Annotated in this window: 14 protein-coding genes; 8 read left to right on the plus strand and 6 right to left on the minus strand. The window is 64.8% G+C overall.

Features of this window, described 5'->3' with window-relative positions:
* Window position 1 precedes the first annotated feature (1 nt).
* Both QM801_RS14435 and hemC read right to left on the minus strand, forming a co-directional pair.
* Window positions 2-712, minus strand: a complete 711-nt coding sequence (locus QM801_RS14435) for a uroporphyrinogen-III synthase (RefSeq protein WP_415019911.1) — start codon at window positions 710-712, stop codon at window positions 2-4.
* 5 nt (window positions 713-717) lie between these two features.
* Window positions 718-1,638 carry a hydroxymethylbilane synthase gene (gene hemC / locus QM801_RS14440; protein ID WP_415019912.1) on the minus strand — a complete coding sequence of 307 codons (921 nt, stop codon included), beginning with the start codon at window positions 1,636-1,638 and terminating at the stop codon, window positions 718-720.
* 74 nt (window positions 1,639-1,712) lie between these two features.
* Here hemC and tsaD point away from each other — a divergent pair, with 74 nt between their 5' ends.
* The 5 genes from tsaD to QM801_RS14465 are packed head-to-tail and all read left to right on the plus strand — an operon-like array spanning window position 1,713 to window position 5,086.
* Window positions 1,713-2,807: a tRNA (adenosine(37)-N6)-threonylcarbamoyltransferase complex transferase subunit TsaD gene (gene tsaD / locus QM801_RS14445; RefSeq protein ID WP_415019913.1), complete on the plus strand. Its 1,095-nt coding sequence runs from the start codon at window positions 1,713-1,715 to the stop codon at window positions 2,805-2,807.
* A complete protein-coding gene (locus QM801_RS14450) occupies window positions 2,804-3,706 on the plus strand; it encodes an NAD(P)H-dependent glycerol-3-phosphate dehydrogenase (protein WP_415019914.1) in 903 nt (300 codons plus the stop codon). The genes tsaD and QM801_RS14450 overlap by 4 nt, the downstream gene beginning before the upstream one ends.
* A 14-nt stretch (window positions 3,707-3,720) precedes the next feature.
* Complete coding sequence (locus QM801_RS14455) at window positions 3,721-4,005, plus strand: YciI family protein (RefSeq protein ID WP_415019915.1); 285 nt, start codon at window positions 3,721-3,723, stop codon at window positions 4,003-4,005.
* Window positions 4,005-4,439 carry an EVE domain-containing protein gene (locus QM801_RS14460; protein ID WP_415019916.1) on the plus strand — a complete coding sequence of 145 codons (435 nt, stop codon included), beginning with the start codon at window positions 4,005-4,007 and terminating at the stop codon, window positions 4,437-4,439. The genes QM801_RS14455 and QM801_RS14460 overlap by 1 nt, the downstream gene beginning before the upstream one ends.
* Window positions 4,436-5,086 (plus strand): class I SAM-dependent methyltransferase, encoded by a 651-nt coding sequence (locus QM801_RS14465; protein WP_415019917.1) that lies wholly within the window; start codon window positions 4,436-4,438, stop codon window positions 5,084-5,086. The genes QM801_RS14460 and QM801_RS14465 overlap by 4 nt, the downstream gene beginning before the upstream one ends.
* Here the strand turns inward: QM801_RS14465 and QM801_RS14470 are convergent.
* Complete coding sequence (locus tag QM801_RS14470; RefSeq protein WP_415019918.1) at window positions 5,055-5,957, minus strand: DMT family transporter; 903 nt, start codon at window positions 5,955-5,957, stop codon at window positions 5,055-5,057. The genes QM801_RS14465 and QM801_RS14470 overlap by 32 nt on opposite strands.
* A gap of 105 nt (window positions 5,958-6,062) precedes the next feature.
* Between QM801_RS14470 and acs the strand changes: the two genes are divergently transcribed.
* Window positions 6,063-8,006 (plus strand): acetate--CoA ligase, encoded by a 1,944-nt coding sequence (gene acs, locus QM801_RS14475; RefSeq protein WP_415019919.1) that lies wholly within the window; start codon window positions 6,063-6,065, stop codon window positions 8,004-8,006.
* A gap of 516 nt (window positions 8,007-8,522) precedes the next feature.
* Complete coding sequence (locus QM801_RS14480; protein WP_415020933.1) at window positions 8,523-9,146, plus strand: MarC family protein; 624 nt, start codon at window positions 8,523-8,525, stop codon at window positions 9,144-9,146.
* On the opposite strand, the gene QM801_RS14485 is transcribed toward QM801_RS14480, so the two are convergent.
* The 3 genes from QM801_RS14485 to mscL form a co-directional block, all read right to left on the minus strand.
* Window positions 9,136-9,858, minus strand: a complete 723-nt coding sequence (locus QM801_RS14485) for a hypothetical protein (protein ID WP_415019920.1) — start codon at window positions 9,856-9,858, stop codon at window positions 9,136-9,138. The two genes, QM801_RS14480 and QM801_RS14485, sit on opposite strands and share 11 nt — an antisense overlap.
* Before the next feature lie 400 nt (window positions 9,859-10,258).
* Window positions 10,259-11,464 (minus strand): pyridoxal phosphate-dependent aminotransferase, encoded by a 1,206-nt coding sequence (locus tag QM801_RS14490; protein WP_415019921.1) that lies wholly within the window; start codon window positions 11,462-11,464, stop codon window positions 10,259-10,261.
* Window positions 11,465-11,532: 68 nt separating this feature from the next.
* Window positions 11,533-11,955: a large conductance mechanosensitive channel protein MscL gene (mscL, locus tag QM801_RS14495; protein ID WP_415019922.1), complete on the minus strand. Its 423-nt coding sequence runs from the start codon at window positions 11,953-11,955 to the stop codon at window positions 11,533-11,535.
* Window positions 11,956-12,154: 199 nt separating this feature from the next.
* On the opposite strand from mscL, the gene QM801_RS14500 reads away from it, so the two are divergent.
* The gene (locus QM801_RS14500) at window positions 12,155-15,697 is read left to right on the plus strand and encodes a NahK/ErcS family hybrid sensor histidine kinase/response regulator (RefSeq protein WP_415019923.1); all 3,543 of its coding nucleotides are present in this window, start codon (window positions 12,155-12,157) and stop codon (window positions 15,695-15,697) included.
* The last annotated feature ends 1 nt before the right edge of the window (window position 15,698 follow it).

Genomic DNA, 15,698 nt, shown 5'->3' on the forward strand with positions numbered 1-15,698 from the left:
GCTATTCCTGTTCGTTCGAAGGTTCAAGACCTTCCAGCACCGCAAACATGGCAGCTTCGTCGGGTGTGCGCGCAACCTTCCGCGGCCAGCCTTCCGGCAGCGCGTTTGCAACCGCCTGGGACAGGCAAAGGTGAATCATATCAGCCATATGGTGGGCGAGCTTCGCCTTTTCAATTTGCTCCACCCACAGCTTTGCCGTGCGCGGCGAATAGAGCAGAACCGCATCCGCCGAGGTTACCGCTTTGGCAAGATCATCGGGGGTGGTCGACACGGCATCATAGCTCACCACGCGCGCCACGCTGAAGCCTTCACGCTGCAACCGGCCCTCGAGGTCACCCGACGTCGCGACCCCCGAGAGATAGAGCAGCGGCCCGTCAGCCGGCCTGAGGTGCGAAACGATGTAGGCGGTGAGACCAACGACATCGCCACCCGCTGCCGTCACGTCGGTGAAACCCGCCGCCGTCGCCGCAGCCGCCGATTGCGGGCCGACGCAGAGGAGTTTCGTGTCGCGCAAGCCGGCCAGAAGGGAGGAATTGGCGAGTCCGTTCGCGCTGGTGATGCAGATGGCCTGATAGCGCGCCGGCGGAACGACCGCACTTTCGCGCGGCACGATCTCCATCAGCGGCACACGGATGCATGCATGTCCAAGCGCCTGCAGTTTGTCCGCAAGCGGCCTGGCATCCTTTTCGGGCCGCGTGAGGATGAGGCGCATGGGCGTTAGCTTGCGCCGACGATGAGGCTGCCGCCGTTTGCCTTCACCTCCGCCGCGGCATCGGCCCCCATGCGGGCGGCATCGGCAGGCGAACCCACGCGCTCGGCGGTGAAGACCTTCTTGCCGTCGAGGGTGAGCGTCTCGCCACGGAAATGCAGGCGTCCGTCGGCGAGGCGGGCATGGCCCGCAATCGGCGTGCGGCAGGAGCCGTCCAGCGCGGCAAGGAAGGCGCGCTCGCAGGCCATGGCCGTGGCGGACTCGCCGTGATTGATCGGTTCAAGCAGCTTCGCAATCTTCTCATCGCCTTCGCGGATTTCGATGCCGATCGCACCCTGGGCAATCGCGGGCAGCATCTCCTCCATGGGAATGACAGCCGCGATGTGCTGGGTGAGGCCGAGGCGGCGCAGGCCGGCAACGGCAAGGAAGCTCGCATCAGCCACGCCATCGGCGAGCTTGCGCAGGCGCGTTTCCACATTGCCGCGGAACTGCACCACCTGCAGGTCGGGACGGATGCGGAGCGCCTGGGCCGAACGGCGCACCGAGGACGACCCCAGCACCGCGCCCTGCTTCATGCACTTCAATGATTTTTCCGTGAGACTGATCAGCGCGTCGCGGGCGTCTTCGCGCGGCAGTGTGGCGGCGAAGGCGAGGCCCCGCGGCAGTACCGCCGGCATGTCCTTCATCGAATGCACGGCAAGATCGATGGTCTTGGCGAAGAGCGCCTCCTCGATCTCCTTGGTGAAGAGGCCCTTGCCGCCGATCTCGGCCAGTGGCCGGTCGCGGATGCGATCTCCGGTCGTGGTGATGACGGTGATCTCGAAATCATCCGGGGAGAGGCCATGGGCCTTCACAAGACGTTCGCGGGTTTCGTGGGCCTGAGCCAGAGCAAGGGGTGAGCCGCGGGTGCCGATACGTATTTTGGTCATTTGCAAAGTCTAAGTTCCGGATGCTACAGCGGCAATCCCTACCTCATTTCCCTGTCCACAAGCCAGCCGGATTCATGGCCGCAGCCCCAACCCTCATTCTTGGCCTCGAAACCTCCTGCGACGAGACCGCCGCAGCGGTGGTGCGCCGGGATGAAGAAGGCCGGGGCGAGATCCTGAGCAATGTCGTCCTCTCCCAGGTGAAGGACCATGCGCCCTATGGCGGCGTGGTGCCGGAAGTGGCGGCCCGCGCCCATATCCGGCATCTGGGCCACCTCGCGGAAAAGGCACTGGCAGACGCCAATCTGACAGCCTCCGACCTCACTGCGGTGGCCGCAACGGCGGGCCCGGGGCTCGTCGGCGGGCTTCTGGTGGGCCACACCTTTGGCAAGGGCTTTGCCCTTGCCCAGAGCCTGCCTTTCATCGCGGTCAATCATCTTGAGGGCCATGCGCTGACGCCCCGGCTCCTCGGTCCCTGCCCCTTCCCCTATCTCCTGCTCCTCATTTCCGGTGGCCACACCCAGTTCCAGCTGGTGCGCGGCGTGGGTGACTACACCCGCCTTGGCACCACAATTGATGACGCTCTGGGTGAAGCCTTCGACAAGACGGCGAAGCTTCTCGGCCTCGGCTATCCGGGCGGGCCGCAGGTGGAAGCGCTGGCAAAGACGGGCGACAGCCGCCGCTTCGACCTGCCCCGGCCGCTCAAGGGCAGACCCGGCTGCGACTTCTCCTTCTCCGGCCTCAAGACCGCGGTGCGCGAGATCGTGCAGGCGCAAGGCAGCATCACGGACCAACTGCGCGCCGACATCTGCGCCTCCTTCGAGCTTGCCGTCAGCGAGACCCTGGCCGACCGCACCCGCCGCGCCATGGTGATGTTCCGCGAGGCCTGCCCCGACACCGGGACGCCTGCCTTTGTCGTGGCGGGCGGCGTTGCTGCCAATGCCCGGCTGCGCGCCACCTTCACCATGGTCGCCTCATCGCAGGGCTTCACCCTGATAGTTCCTCCTTTTCATCTGTGTACGGACAATGCCGCGATGATCGCCTGGGCCGGGGCCGAGCGCTTCGTCCTTGGCCTCAGCGACGGTCTCGATGCTGCCGCGCGGGCCCGCTGGCCGCTGGATACCGTCTCTGCTCCCATGGTGGGCCGCGGCCGCCTCGGAGCCAAGGCATGAGCCAGGCCATCCGGGTGCTGGGCGGCGGCGCCTGGGGGTCGGCGCTCGCACAGCTGGCCCGTGCTGCGGGCCATGACGTCGCGATATGGAGCCGCTCCAACCCTGACGACCGCCTTGCTGCAACCGCTGAAGCCCTCATCGTCGCGGTTCCGGCGCAGGCTGTCCGGCAGGTTCTCGCGGACGTCGCCATTCCTTCTGCCGCCGCGATCATCATCTCCGCCAAGGGCATCGAGCGCGGCAGCGGCGCCTTCATGCACGAGGTGGTGCAGGCGGTGGCGCCCCGCAATCCCGCGCTCATTCTCTCTGGCCCCAGCTTTGCCGCCGACGTATTGGCGGGTAAGCCCACGGCGGTCACACTCGCAGCGTCGCAGATCGATACGGCCAACACCTGGGCCAGGGCGCTGAGCCTGCCGCACTTCCGCATTTATGGTTCTGACGATCTCCCGGGGGTTGCCATCGGCGGCGCCATGAAGAACGTCCTCGCCATTGCCTGCGGCATTTCCGATGGCCGCGGCCTCGGCGACAGCGCACGCGCCGCCCTCATCACCCGCAGCTTTGCCGAACTGCAACGCTTCGGCCGGGCACTGGGTGCGCGCAGCGATACGCTCATGGGCCTCTCGGGGCTCGGTGACCTGCTGCTCACCTCCACCTCGCCGCAGTCGCGCAACTATTCTGCCGGTTACAGGATCGGCAAGGGCGCATCGGTCAGGGATGCGATTGCCGGAACGGCGGGCACTGTCGAAGGCGCCTACACCGCTGCCGTCGCCGTCGATCTCGCCCGCCGCCACGGCATCGACATGCCGATCATCGCGGCCGTTCACGCCATTCTCGACCAGGGCTCATCACCCGAAGAGGAAATCAACCGGCTGCTGGCGCGGCCACTCAAATCCGAAATCTGAAGCTGGAGATCCACATGCTCTTTGTCATCATCTGCACCGACAAGCCCAACAGCCTCGACCTGCGCATGGCCACGCGGCCTGCCCATCTCGCCTATCTCGAGAAGGTCGCGGTCAAGGGTGCGGGCCCCTTCATCGACGACGCCGGCAATCCCAACGGCAGCCTCGTCATCATCGAGGCCAAGGACCTTGCCGACGCCAAGGCCATCGCCGCCGCCGATCCCTATGCCCAGGCCGGCCTCTTTGCCTCGGTCGACATCCGCCCGTGGAAGTGGCTCATCAAGAATCCGGAGGCGAAGTGATGGCCTACTGGCTCTTCAAGTCGGAGCCCGACGTCTTCTCCTTCGATGACCTCGTGAAGAAGGGCAAGGCGGGCGAAGAGTGGACAGGTGTGCGCAACTACCAGGCCCGCAACAACATGCGGGCGATGAAGCTGGGTGAGCGCGGCTTCTTCTATCACTCCAACATCGGCAAGGCCGTCGTCGGCGTGGTCGAGGTCTGCCGCGAAGTGCATCCGGATTCGACCGCTGACAACCCCACCTGGGAATGCGTCGACGTGCGCGCCGTCGCGGCTGCGGCAAAGCCTGTCACCCTTGACGAGATCAAGCTGGAGAAGCCGCTGGCCAAGATGGTGCTGGTCAACAACTCGCGCCTCTCGGTGCAGCCGGTGACGGCCGAGGAGTTTGCGCACATCTGCAAACTCGCCGGACTCGATCCTGCCAAGATAATGAAATGACGCCGGACGACCGCGCCCGCTTCGTCCGCGCCAATACCGAAATCCTCTCCCCGCCCCTCGTGCCGGAGGTGAAGCTGCACCTCGCCCATGAGGCGCTGCCCATCTGGCAGAAGACGGAAGAAGAGCTGGGCGAGATCGGCCTGCCACCGCCCTTCTGGGCCTTCGCCTGGGCGGGCGGTCAGGCGCTGGCGCGCCATGTACTCGATCATCCCACGCTCGTTGCAGGAAAGCGCGTCATCGATCTTGCCTCGGGCTCGGGCCTCGTCGGCATCGCCGCGCTGAAGGTCGGCGCGGCCTCGGTGCTCGCCGCCGACATCGACGCCTTCTCGGCTTCGGCCATCGTGATCAATGCGGACCTCAATGGCGTCACCATGGCCGTCACGACCGATGATCTTCTGGCCGCACCACCCCCTGATGCGGACGTCGTGCTCGTCGGGGATTTGTTTTACGAACAATCGCTTGCGGGCCGATGCTATGCCTGGCTCGAGCGGGCGCAGGCCCAAGGCTCAACCGTTCTCGTCGGCGATCCCGGCCGCAGCTATCTTCCCAAGGACAGGCTCCGCGCCATCGCGAATTATTCCGTGCCGGTGACGCGCGATCTCGAGGATGCGGAGATCAAGAAGACTGCGGTATGGCGTCTCGCCTGATCGGCTGGCCCGAGTTGTTGAGATAGAGCGCCACCATCAGGAGCCCGAGCGAGAACCACAGCCACACGTCGCCCGCGCCGCCGAAGAAATACATCGCGATGAACACCGCCGCGGGCGAGGAGAGATAGACCGCCTGCGAGGTGTAGCTCGCACCGCGTTCGCGAATGAGGGTGAAGAACGAGACGCGCTCGGCTAGCCACATGGCAGTGGCGAAGACGAGGCTCCACCAGGCGGTGCTGGAATAGGTGGTGGCCCAGGGCGGCGCCATCACCAGCACGAAGGGCAGCGCCAGCAGGCCCGAGAGCAGCGACTCCGCCGCGCCCACCGAGAAGGTCGTGCCCTCCTTCGGCCAGTTGGTCTGGGCATACCAGTTGTAGGTGGCCCAGAGCAGCGGGTTGATGAAGGCGGCGATCAGCCACCACGAGACCTTGCCGCTCAGCATGCCCTCGCGGGTGAGCACCAGGATCGTCGAGGCGGCAAAGCCGAAGGCAATGGCGAGCACGCGCCGCGCCGTGAAGGGGTCACGGCCCGTCACCGCGCCCACGATGAAGCTCACGATGGGCGAGACCGAGAAGACGATTGCCAACTCGGGCGCGGGCACGTGCCGGGCCAGCGTCAGCGACCAGGCGAAGGGCACGTTCATCAGCGTGGCGCAAACAAGCCCGTAGCGGAACAGGGGGCCGCTCACCGTCCAGGCGCCCTCCTTCAGCCTTGCCATCAGGAACAGGAAGATCGCCAGCCCGAAGCCCGTGTAGCTGATCACATGGCTCACTGGCACGCCGGATTCGCCCCAGTATTTGTAAAGACTTGGGGAGATTCCCCAGAACATGCCGAGGGCAACGAAATAGAGAACGTGGCGGAGCGCCAGCATGGGAAACGGGGACCTCGGGCCTTAGACAGGAGTCGGATTGCACGCTATAGACCCGAAAGCCGATAAGCATGACATAATCCGGCATGAATGGGAGGAATGACGCCTATGTCCGAGAGAGTCTATCCGGTTCCGGCGGCGTGGAAAAAGCGCGCCTGGGTTGATGAGGCCGGTTACAAGCGCATGTACGCGGAGTCGGTCAAGGACCCCGTCAAGTTCTGGGCCAAGCAGGCCAAGCGCCTCGACTGGTTCAAGGCCCCCAAGAAGGTTAAGAACACGACCTTTGCCCCCGACAAGGTCTCGATCAAGTGGTACGAGGACGGCGTTCTCAACGTCTCCCACAACTGCATCGACCGCCACCTGAAGAAGCGCGGCAACCAGGTCGCCATCATCTGGGAAGGCGACAATCCCTACGACGACAAGAAGATCACCTACAACGAACTGCACACCCAGGTGTGCAAGCTTGCGAACGTGATGAAGAAGCACGGCGTCAAGAAGGGTGACCGCGTCACCATCTACATGCCGATGATCCCCGAGGCGGCCTATGCCATGCTCGCCTGCACCCGCATCGGTGCGGTTCATTCCATCGTCTTCGGCGGCTTCTCGCCGGAAAGCCTCGCGGGACGTATCGAAGACGCCAAGTCGCACTTCATCATCACCGCCGATGAAGGCCTGCGCGGTGGCCGCAAGGTGCCGCTCAAGGCCAACACGGACGCAGCCCTCGCCAAGACCGGCTCCTCCGCCAAGGTGCTGGTGGTGCGCCGCACTGGCGGCCAGGTCGCCTGGGAGAAGGGCCGTGACATCTGGTACCACGAGGAAATGGCCACCGCCTCGGCTGACTGCAAGCCGGAGAAGATGAAGGCGGAAGACCCGCTCTTCATTCTCTACACCTCCGGCTCCACCGGCAAGCCCAAGGGCGTGCTGCACACGACCGGCGGTTACCTCGTCTATGCCGCCATGACCCACGAGTACGTCTTCGATTATCATGACGGCGACATCTACTGGTGCACCGCTGACGTGGGCTGGGTCACGGGCCACAGCTACATCGTCTATGGCCCGCTCGCCAACGGCGCCACCACGCTGATGTTCGAAGGCGTGCCCAACTATCCCTCCGCTTCGCGCTTCTGGGATGTGGTGGACAAGCACCAGGTGAACATCCTCTACACCGCGCCCACCGCGATCCGTGCCCTGATGCAATTGGGCGACGACAGCGTCACCCACACCTCGCGCAAGTCGCTCCGTCTTCTGGGCTCGGTCGGCGAGCCGATCAATCCGGAAGCGTGGGAATGGTACTATCGCGTGGTGGGCGACGAGCGCTGCCCCATCGTCGATACATGGTGGCAGACGGAAACGGGCGGCATCCTCATCACGCCGCTGCCCGGCGCCACCAAGCTCAAGCCCGGTTCGGCGACACGGCCCTTCTTCGGTTGCCAGCCGGCGCTGGTCGACGACAAGGGTGCCTTCCTCGAAGGCGAGAACTCCGGCAACCTCGTGATCCTCGACTCCTGGCCGGGCCAGGCCCGCACGGTCTATGGCGACCACGAGCGCTTCGTGCAGACCTACTTCTCCACCTACAAGAACATGTACTTCACCGGTGACGGTTGCCGCCGCGATGCCGACGGCTACTACTGGATCACCGGCCGCGTCGATGACGTGATCAACGTGTCGGGACATCGTCTCGGCACGGCGGAAGTGGAATCCGCACTCGTCTCCCACGCCAAGGTGTCGGAAGCCGCCGTGGTGGGCTACCCGCACGACATCAAGGGTCAGGGCATCTATTGCTACGTGACGCTGATGAAGGGCGAAAACGGCGACGACGACCTGCGCAAGGAACTCGTGGCCCACGTGCGCAAGGAAATCGGTCCGCTGGCCACACCCGACAAGATCCAGTTCGCGCCCGGCCTGCCCAAGACGCGTTCCGGCAAGATCATGCGCCGCATCCTGCGCAAGATCGCCGAGGACGAGTTCAGCGCGCTGGGCGACACCTCGACGCTCGCCGATCCCACCGTGGTCGACGACCTGATCGAGAACCGCCAGAACCGCCGCCAGTAGCGGCAAGCCCGATCCTCCCAAACTCCCAAGGCCCGTGCGCAACACGGGCCTTTTTTTATTGCCATTCTGCCGTCACCCTCGCGCAGGCGGGGGCGAGATGCGGTCAGAGAGAACTTGCCGCACTTGCTTCGAGGCCGCTGCGCGGCACCTCAGCATGAGGATTGTTTTTTACCCTCATCCTGAGGTGCGAGGCGAAGCCGAGCCTCGAAGGATGCGCACGCGGTGACACGCGGCCCCACTCTCCATGCCCGGCCTTGAGCCGGGCATCCAGACCGGCCATGGAGAATATTCCAAGTGTTCGTCACCCCCGCGAAGGCGGGGGCCCAGCTTCTTCTCCTGTCATGATGTTCCGCCAAAGCTGGATTCCGGCTCGCGCGCGACATCTCGCTGTCGCTCGATCAAGGCGCGCGTCCGGAATGACGGTTGTGAAGTGCGGTGCCAGCGGCAAAGAATCGTCCTCCACATGCGTGGAGGGTGACGGTGGTGGTAAAGGCCGCCGTCCGCTATCATCCCGCCATGCAGAACTACATCCTCTCGGCCCTCACCACGCTTCTGGTCGTGGCGGATCCCATCTTCCTCAGCGCCCTCTTCCTCGGCCTCACATCGGACATGAGCGAGGAGCAGCGCCGCGAGGTTGCACTGCGCGGCGCCGTCATCGCCTTCTGTATCCTGCTCGTGGCGGGGCTGGGCGGAGCGAAGCTGCTCGATCTCCTCGGCATCTCGCTCTCGGCCTTCCGCATTGCGGGCGGCCTGCTGCTGCTCTGGTCGGCGGCGGAAATGGTCTTCGACCGCCGGGCCCAGCGCCGCGAGGACATTGCGAAATCTGCGATCACCATCGATCACGTCCGCAACATCGCCGCCTTCCCCCTCGCCATTCCGCTGATGGCGGGGCCCGGAGCCATCACTGCAATGATCCTGCTTGCGGGCCGGGCGGAGGGCGATTGGAGCAGGCTCTTCGCCCTCTATGCCGTCGCCGGCGCGGTGATGCTGGCCTGCTATTCCTGCTTCCGCATCGCAGTGCCGATTTCGAAGGCGCTCGGGATCACGGGCCGCGCCGTGATCTCGCGCCTCCTCGGTATCATTCTTGCCGCACTCGCCGTGCAGTTCGTGATCGACGGCGTTCTCGCCCTCAGCCGTTGAAGCTGTCGTCGCGGGCCAGAAGGCTCGGACGCGGCGCCCGCGGTGCCGGAACATGGGCGAAGCGCGGCTGCGGCACATCCGGCGTCACATGCACAGGCACGGGCTCGGCGGCCATCTCAGGCTCGTCGCCCGACATGGCGCGCACCGCCAGGATGCGGAGCGTGAGGGCCGGAATGGCAAGCAGCGCCCAGAACACCATGGTCATGAAGGTGAGGGCCGAGAGGCTCGAGGCCGTCTGCGGCGCCACATCCGAGGTGGCGATCACCAGCCACAGCGTCCAGGCCGAGGCGAAGATGGCGAAGCCCAGGGTCATGGCCAGCGTCTTGTGGGCGCTGAGATCGAGCACCAGCGGACGGGCCTCACGCCGGCGTCCGTCGATGCGGGCGAGCCAGGGTGCCGCGATCACGTGAAGGAAGATCACGCTGCTGGCGAGCAGCGTCATGAGCACCGCCTGCAGGCCAAGGCGCGGCAGGTTCGGCATCTGGTTGGTTTCGAAGAGGCGCGCGGCGAGATGGCCGCCGCCGGCGAAGGCCAGCAGCAGCAGGCCGCCCGCCATGAAGCTGGTGATGATGTTCATCGAGTGGATCTGTTCGGCCCACCAGTTACGCTGCACGTAATGAACGACGACAAGCCGCAGGAGTCCGACGGCCGACGCCGCCATGATGACAAGACCCGCAACCTGCACGTTGGTGACAAGGGTAGAATAATCCATGGCGTAACCCCGCGTTACACGCCCACGGTATTGCTCCGTGTGCTGAATGTTCTGTCGTGACGCGCCGCCTTGTTAACCAAACTTGTCAATGCGGGTGGCAGAAGTGGGGCAGGAATGTTGTCAAAAAAAGGGAGGCGGAGGGATTGTATCCCGCCGCCTCCAAGTCTGCCGGGCTCTGCCGGCAACCGCGAAAGACAATGCTTCGAAAATGGGAGGATCCGAGAAGGTCTTGCGATGCCATTCACTTCGCAAGTGCAATGCCACTTCCTACGGATCGCGAAGAAAATTTTTTAATATATAAATTCCAAAAGCTTATCTCATCATGGCTGCAATCCTGTCATGACGCGGAAAGAGCGTCATGCCGCACGATTGTGCACTGCAAAACCCAAAAAGGCAGCACTTAGCTGGGCTGACTGTTTTCCAGCCAGCGGCTGAAGCGGTCCAGGCCTTCGCGAAGCTTGTCCTCGTCTTTCAGGTAACACATGCGGAGGAAGCCTTCCCCGGCCCTTCCGAAGGCGGCACCGGGGGCAAAGCCCACATTGGCCTCGTCCACCAGCCGACGGGCCGTGGCGAGTGAGTCGCGCATCCCGTCGATGGCGAAGAAGAAGTAGAAGGCCCCGTCCGGCACCTGGAAGCGGATGTTGCGATGCTTCGAGAGCGCCTCGACGACGATGTCGCGATTCTTGCGGGCGGTCGCCACCTGCTGGTCGACGAAGGCATCACCGAGATTGAGTGCCGCGGCACAGCCGCGCTGCAGGAAGACCGGGCTTCCCGAGGTGTTATACTGGATGAAGCGCTCGAACATCGGCCCCAGCGCCTTGGGCGCCTGCACCCAGCCCTGGCGCCAGCCGGTCATTGCCCAGTTCTTCGAGAAGGTGTTGCAGAGGATGAGCTGTTCCTCGGTGTCGCAGATGTCGAGGAAGGAGGGCGCGCGCTTTTCGCCATCCTTGCCGAAATAGAAGCGGCCATAGACTTCGTCGGCGAGGATCCACAGGCCGTGCTTGCGGGCGAAATCGCGGATGGCGATGAGATCGGCGCGCGTGGCCGTCCAGCCCAGCGGATTGGAGGGCGAGTTGAGGAGGATCGCCTTGGTGCGCGGCGTGACCGCAGCGAAGAGGCGGTCGAGGTCGAGCGCCCAGGCGCCATTGGCAAAGCTCATCGGCACTTCGATGGGTTTCGATCCCTGCAGGCGAAGAGGCCCCGCATAGTTGGGCCAGGCGGGTGCCGGGATCAGAACATCCTCGCTGTCGGCCACTACCATCTGGATGGCGTTCTGGATCGCCTGCATGCCGCCGCCCGTGACGAAGAAATTCTCCGGGCTGAATTCGCGGCCGTAGTGGCGGGTGTGATAATCCGCCAGCGCCTGGCGCAATTCGGGAATGCCGCGCTGCCAGGTGTAGAAGGTTTCACCCTGCAGCAGGCTCTCGATCACCGGCGTGCAGAATTCGCGTGGCGTCGGCAGGTTTCCTTCGCCAGACCAGAAAGCGATGATGCCCGGCCGCCCCATGCCGTACATGGCGACGTTGACGATGCCGCTGTCGGGCTCGCGCTGGGCAGGCTGCGTGAGGCGGGCGAGGAGCTGTTCGGGCGAAAGAGCATGTGTCATGCCGCTCCCTTGCAAAGAAAAGGCCCGGGTGTCCAGCACCCGGGCCACATGCCTCCGTTGCGGAAAGCTTACTTCTTCTTGGCGTCGGCCTTGAGCGCGTCGCGGATCTCGGCGAGCAGCGTCTCGGTGGTCGAGGCGGGCGGCGGCGGCGCCGGTGGCTCGGCCTTCTTCAGGCGGGTCGACACCTTCACCATCTGGAAGAGGATGAAGGCAAGGATCAGGAAGTTGATCAGCACCGTGATGAAGTTGCCATAGCCCAGCGTGGCGCCCTGCTTCACGGCGTCGGCGTAGTTGGTGGCGTTCACGGCGCTGTTGAGCGGAAGGAAGTAGTTGCTGAAGTCCGCACCACCCGAGACGGCGCCGACCACCGGCATGATCAGGTCGTTGACGATGCTGTCGACGATCTTGCCGAACGCGCCGCCCATGATCACGCCGACGGCGAGATCAAAGGCATTGCCCTTGAAGGCGAAATTCTTGAATTCGGTCCACATTGTAAGTCCCCCTTTACAGGATCGAAGAAAGTTCGGTTTTCTGGCCTCATGCCAGCAACCGGGGACGGGTTTTATTGCAACCCGAGGTGATTTTGAAGCCCGAATTAATTAACTTTTGGAGGAATTCCGGGGCTCCTGGCAGGCTTGAATGGCCCCCCTTCCCCCGTCATGATAGGCAACCGAGGGGGAGGATCCGGGTGTGTTTCAGGCGTGGACCGTGGTGCTGGCCGGCATCTGCTATGTGGGGCTGCTCTTTGCGGTTGCCACATGGGGTGACCGCCTTGCCACCCGCCGCAAGTTCCAGCGCCGTCCCCGCCCCCTGATCTATGCCCTGTCGCTGGGCGTCTACTGCACCTCGTGGACCTATTTCGGCAGCGTCGGCATCTCCGCCCACACGGGCTATGACTTCATCCCGGTCTATCTCGGCCCCATCCTCGTCTTCGCGCTGGCCTACCCGCTGATCAGCCGCATCGTGATGATCGCCAAGACGCAGAACATCGCCTCGATCGCCGACTTCATCTCGGCCCGCTACGGCAAGAACGAGGCGTTGGGTGCGCTTGTTGCCGTAATCGCCGTCATCGGCGTCGTGCCCTACATCTCGATCCAGTTGAAGGCGCTGTCGCTCTCGCTGCAAACCCTGATGCACAACGAGGCGAAGTTCGGCCTCACCTCGCTACCCCTGCCGCTGGCGGGTGACATCGCCCTTCTCGTCACGGTGGCGATGGCCTTGTTCGCCATTCTCTTCGGCACGCGCCACATCGACACCACCGAACACCAGGACGGCATGATCCTCGCCATTGCGGTGGAATCTGTCGTCAAGCTCGTCGCCTTCGTGGCGGTCGGTCTCTTCGTCACCTATTCGCTGGCGGGCGGCTTCGGCGGATTGCTCGACACGATCCGCAACGACGCCGCGATCGGCGCCGTCTTCGATCATGCGCCCGATGGCGGACGCTGGCTCAGCGTCACGCTGGTCTCGGCGCTTGCCGTGCTGCTGCTGCCGCGGCAGTTCCATGTGGCGGTGGTGGAGAACGCCCACGGCAGCGATGTCCGCCGCGCCGCATGGCTTTTCCCGCTTTATCTCGTCGCCATCAACCTCTTCGTGGCGCCCATTGCCATCACCGGCCTCAAGATGCTGCCGGGTGCCGATGCCGACACCTACGTGCTGGCGCTCCCCTACACCTCGCAATCCTATGTCTTCACCACGGTCGCCTTCGTGGGTGGCGTGTCGGCGGCCACCGCCATGGTGATCGTCGAGACCATCGCGCTCTCGATCATGGTCTCGAACAACATCGTGGTGCCGCTCATCCTGCTGCGCCAGGGCGGCGAACAGAACATGTTCCAGCAGCATGAGGGCGAAACGCCGAGCCCGGTGCTGGTGCGCATCCGCCGCATGGCGATCTGCGGCATCCTGTTTCTCGCCTATCTCTACTACTGGCTCGCCGGAAACGCCGCAGCGCTGGCCCAGACGGGCCTCATCTCCTTCGCCGCCATCGCCCAGTTCGCGCCCTCCTTCCTGGGTGGCCTGATGTGGCGGAACGGCACGGCCCGCGGTGCTGCGGCCGGCATCCTCGCGGGTTTCGCACTCTGGGCCTACACGCTCCTCATCCCCAGCTTCATCGACAGCGGCTGGCTCAGTGCCGCACTCCTCCATGACGGGCCCTTCGGTATCGCGGCGCTCAGGCCCCGGCAATTGCTTGGCATCGAGTTCGATCCGCTGACCCACGGCATCCTGTGGAGCCTTGCCGCCAACATCGCCGCCTATATCGGTGTTTCGGCGCTGCGCCCGCCCAGCCGGCTCGAGGCCCTGCAGGCGGAAGCCTTCCTGCCCGACCAGCGGGCAAGCCGCGGCCTGGCCGGATTCCGGCTGTGGCGTTCCAGCGTCACCATGGGGCAGGTCGAGGACACGGTCGCCCGCTACCTCGGCGTCGAACGCACCCGCGAGGCCTTCGCCGGGATGGTGAAGATGCGCGGCCTTGCCAATGACCCCGGCATCGAAGCCGATATCGGCATTCTCAATTTCGGCGAACACCTGCTCGCGTCCGCCATCGGCCCCGCCTCGTCGCGGCTTGTCATGGCGCTGCTGCTCGAGCGTCACGCCAAGGGTTCGCGCGACGCCATCCAGTTGCTCGACGATGCCTCGACGGCGATCGAACACAGCCGCAGCGTGCTGCAATCGGCAATCGACAACGTGCCGCAGGGCATTGCCGTCTTCGATCACGGCGGCGCGCTCGTCTCCTGGAACGCGGCGGTGAAGGACGTGCTCGCCCTCCCCGCGTCCATGCTGAAGGTGGGCACCCGTATCGATGACCTTCTCGCCTATGTGGGCGCACGCACCCTCGAGCCCGAGGCGACGCAGCCGCAGGCGATTGCACTCCGCCGTCACAAGCTCTTCACCGGCGGCGCCAACTGGCGGCAGCGCCTGGTGGAGCCGCTCTGCATCGTCGACATCCACAGCGGGCGGTTGCCGGACGGCGGCATCGTTGTCTCCTTCTCCGACGTCACCGAAACGGTGGCCGCCGCCGACGCGCTGCTGTTGGCCAACGAGACCCTTGAAATGCGCGTGGCCGAGCGCACTGCGGAACTCACCAAGCTCAACGACGAACTGTCCAAGGCCAAGGCGGAGGCCGATGCCGCGAACCAGGGCAAGACCCGCTTCTTCGCCGCCGCAAGCCACGACATTCTGCAACCGCTCAATGCCGCCCGCCTGTTCACCAGCACGCTGGTGGAAGGACCCGCCGCTGCCGGCAACAAGACCATCGTGCGCAATGTCGATGCCGCGCTCGAAGCGGTGGAGGACATTCTCTCCACCGTGCTCGACATTTCGCGGATCGATGCCGGCGCCATCAAGCCCGAGATCGAGAGTTTCCCGGTGCAGGAACTCTTCGACACGCTTGCCCGCGAGTTCGAGCGGCAGGCAAGCGACAAGCACCTCTCGCTCCGCTTCATGCCGACCTCCGCCATCGTGAAGTCGGACCGCAAGTTGCTGCGCCGCGTGCTCCAGAACCTCGTCTCCAACGCCATCAAGTACACGGTGAAGGGCCGCGTGCTGGTGGGCGTGCGGCGCAAGGGTTCGGGCTACCAGATCGCCGTGCTGGACACGGGCCTCGGCATTCCGGCGGAACAGCTCCGCATCGTCTTCCGCGAGTTCGAACGCCTCGGCCGAGACAAGCACAACGAGCCAGGTCTTGGCCTTGGCCTCTCCATCGTCGACCGCCTGTGCAAGGTGCTGCGCCACCCGATCGCGCTGTCTTCGGAAGTGGGGCGCGGCTCGGCCTTCGCCATCACCGTGCCCGCCGGGCGCGAGGCGGTGGTGCGCGAGGCGGTGTCGACACCCATTCCGCCATCGCACCAGCCGCTCGCCGGGTTGCGCGTGCTCGCCGTCGACAACGAAACCTCGATCGTCGAAGGGCTCACGGCGCTGTTGCAGAACTGGAAGGTGTGCGTCATTCCGGCGACGAGTGCCGCCGAAGCCGTCGAGCAACTGGAAGCCCACAAGGGCGAGGTCGATGCGATCCTCGCCGATTATCATATCCACCGCGAGGACGGCATTGCGCTCGTGCAGGCGCTGCGCAAGCGCGCCGACCGGCACATCCCCGCAATCCTGATCACCGCCGACCGCAGCAAGCGGGTGCAGGACGAAGCCCAGGCGGCCGGCCTGCAATACTTGCGGAAGCCCGTGAAGCCCGCGTCGCTGCGCGCCAGCCTCTCGCAGATTGCGGTGAGCCGCACCGCAGTGGAATGAG

Source organism: Aestuariivirga sp. (assembly GCF_047600585.1).
Lineage (GTDB): Bacteria > Pseudomonadota > Alphaproteobacteria > Rhizobiales > Aestuariivirgaceae > Aestuariivirga.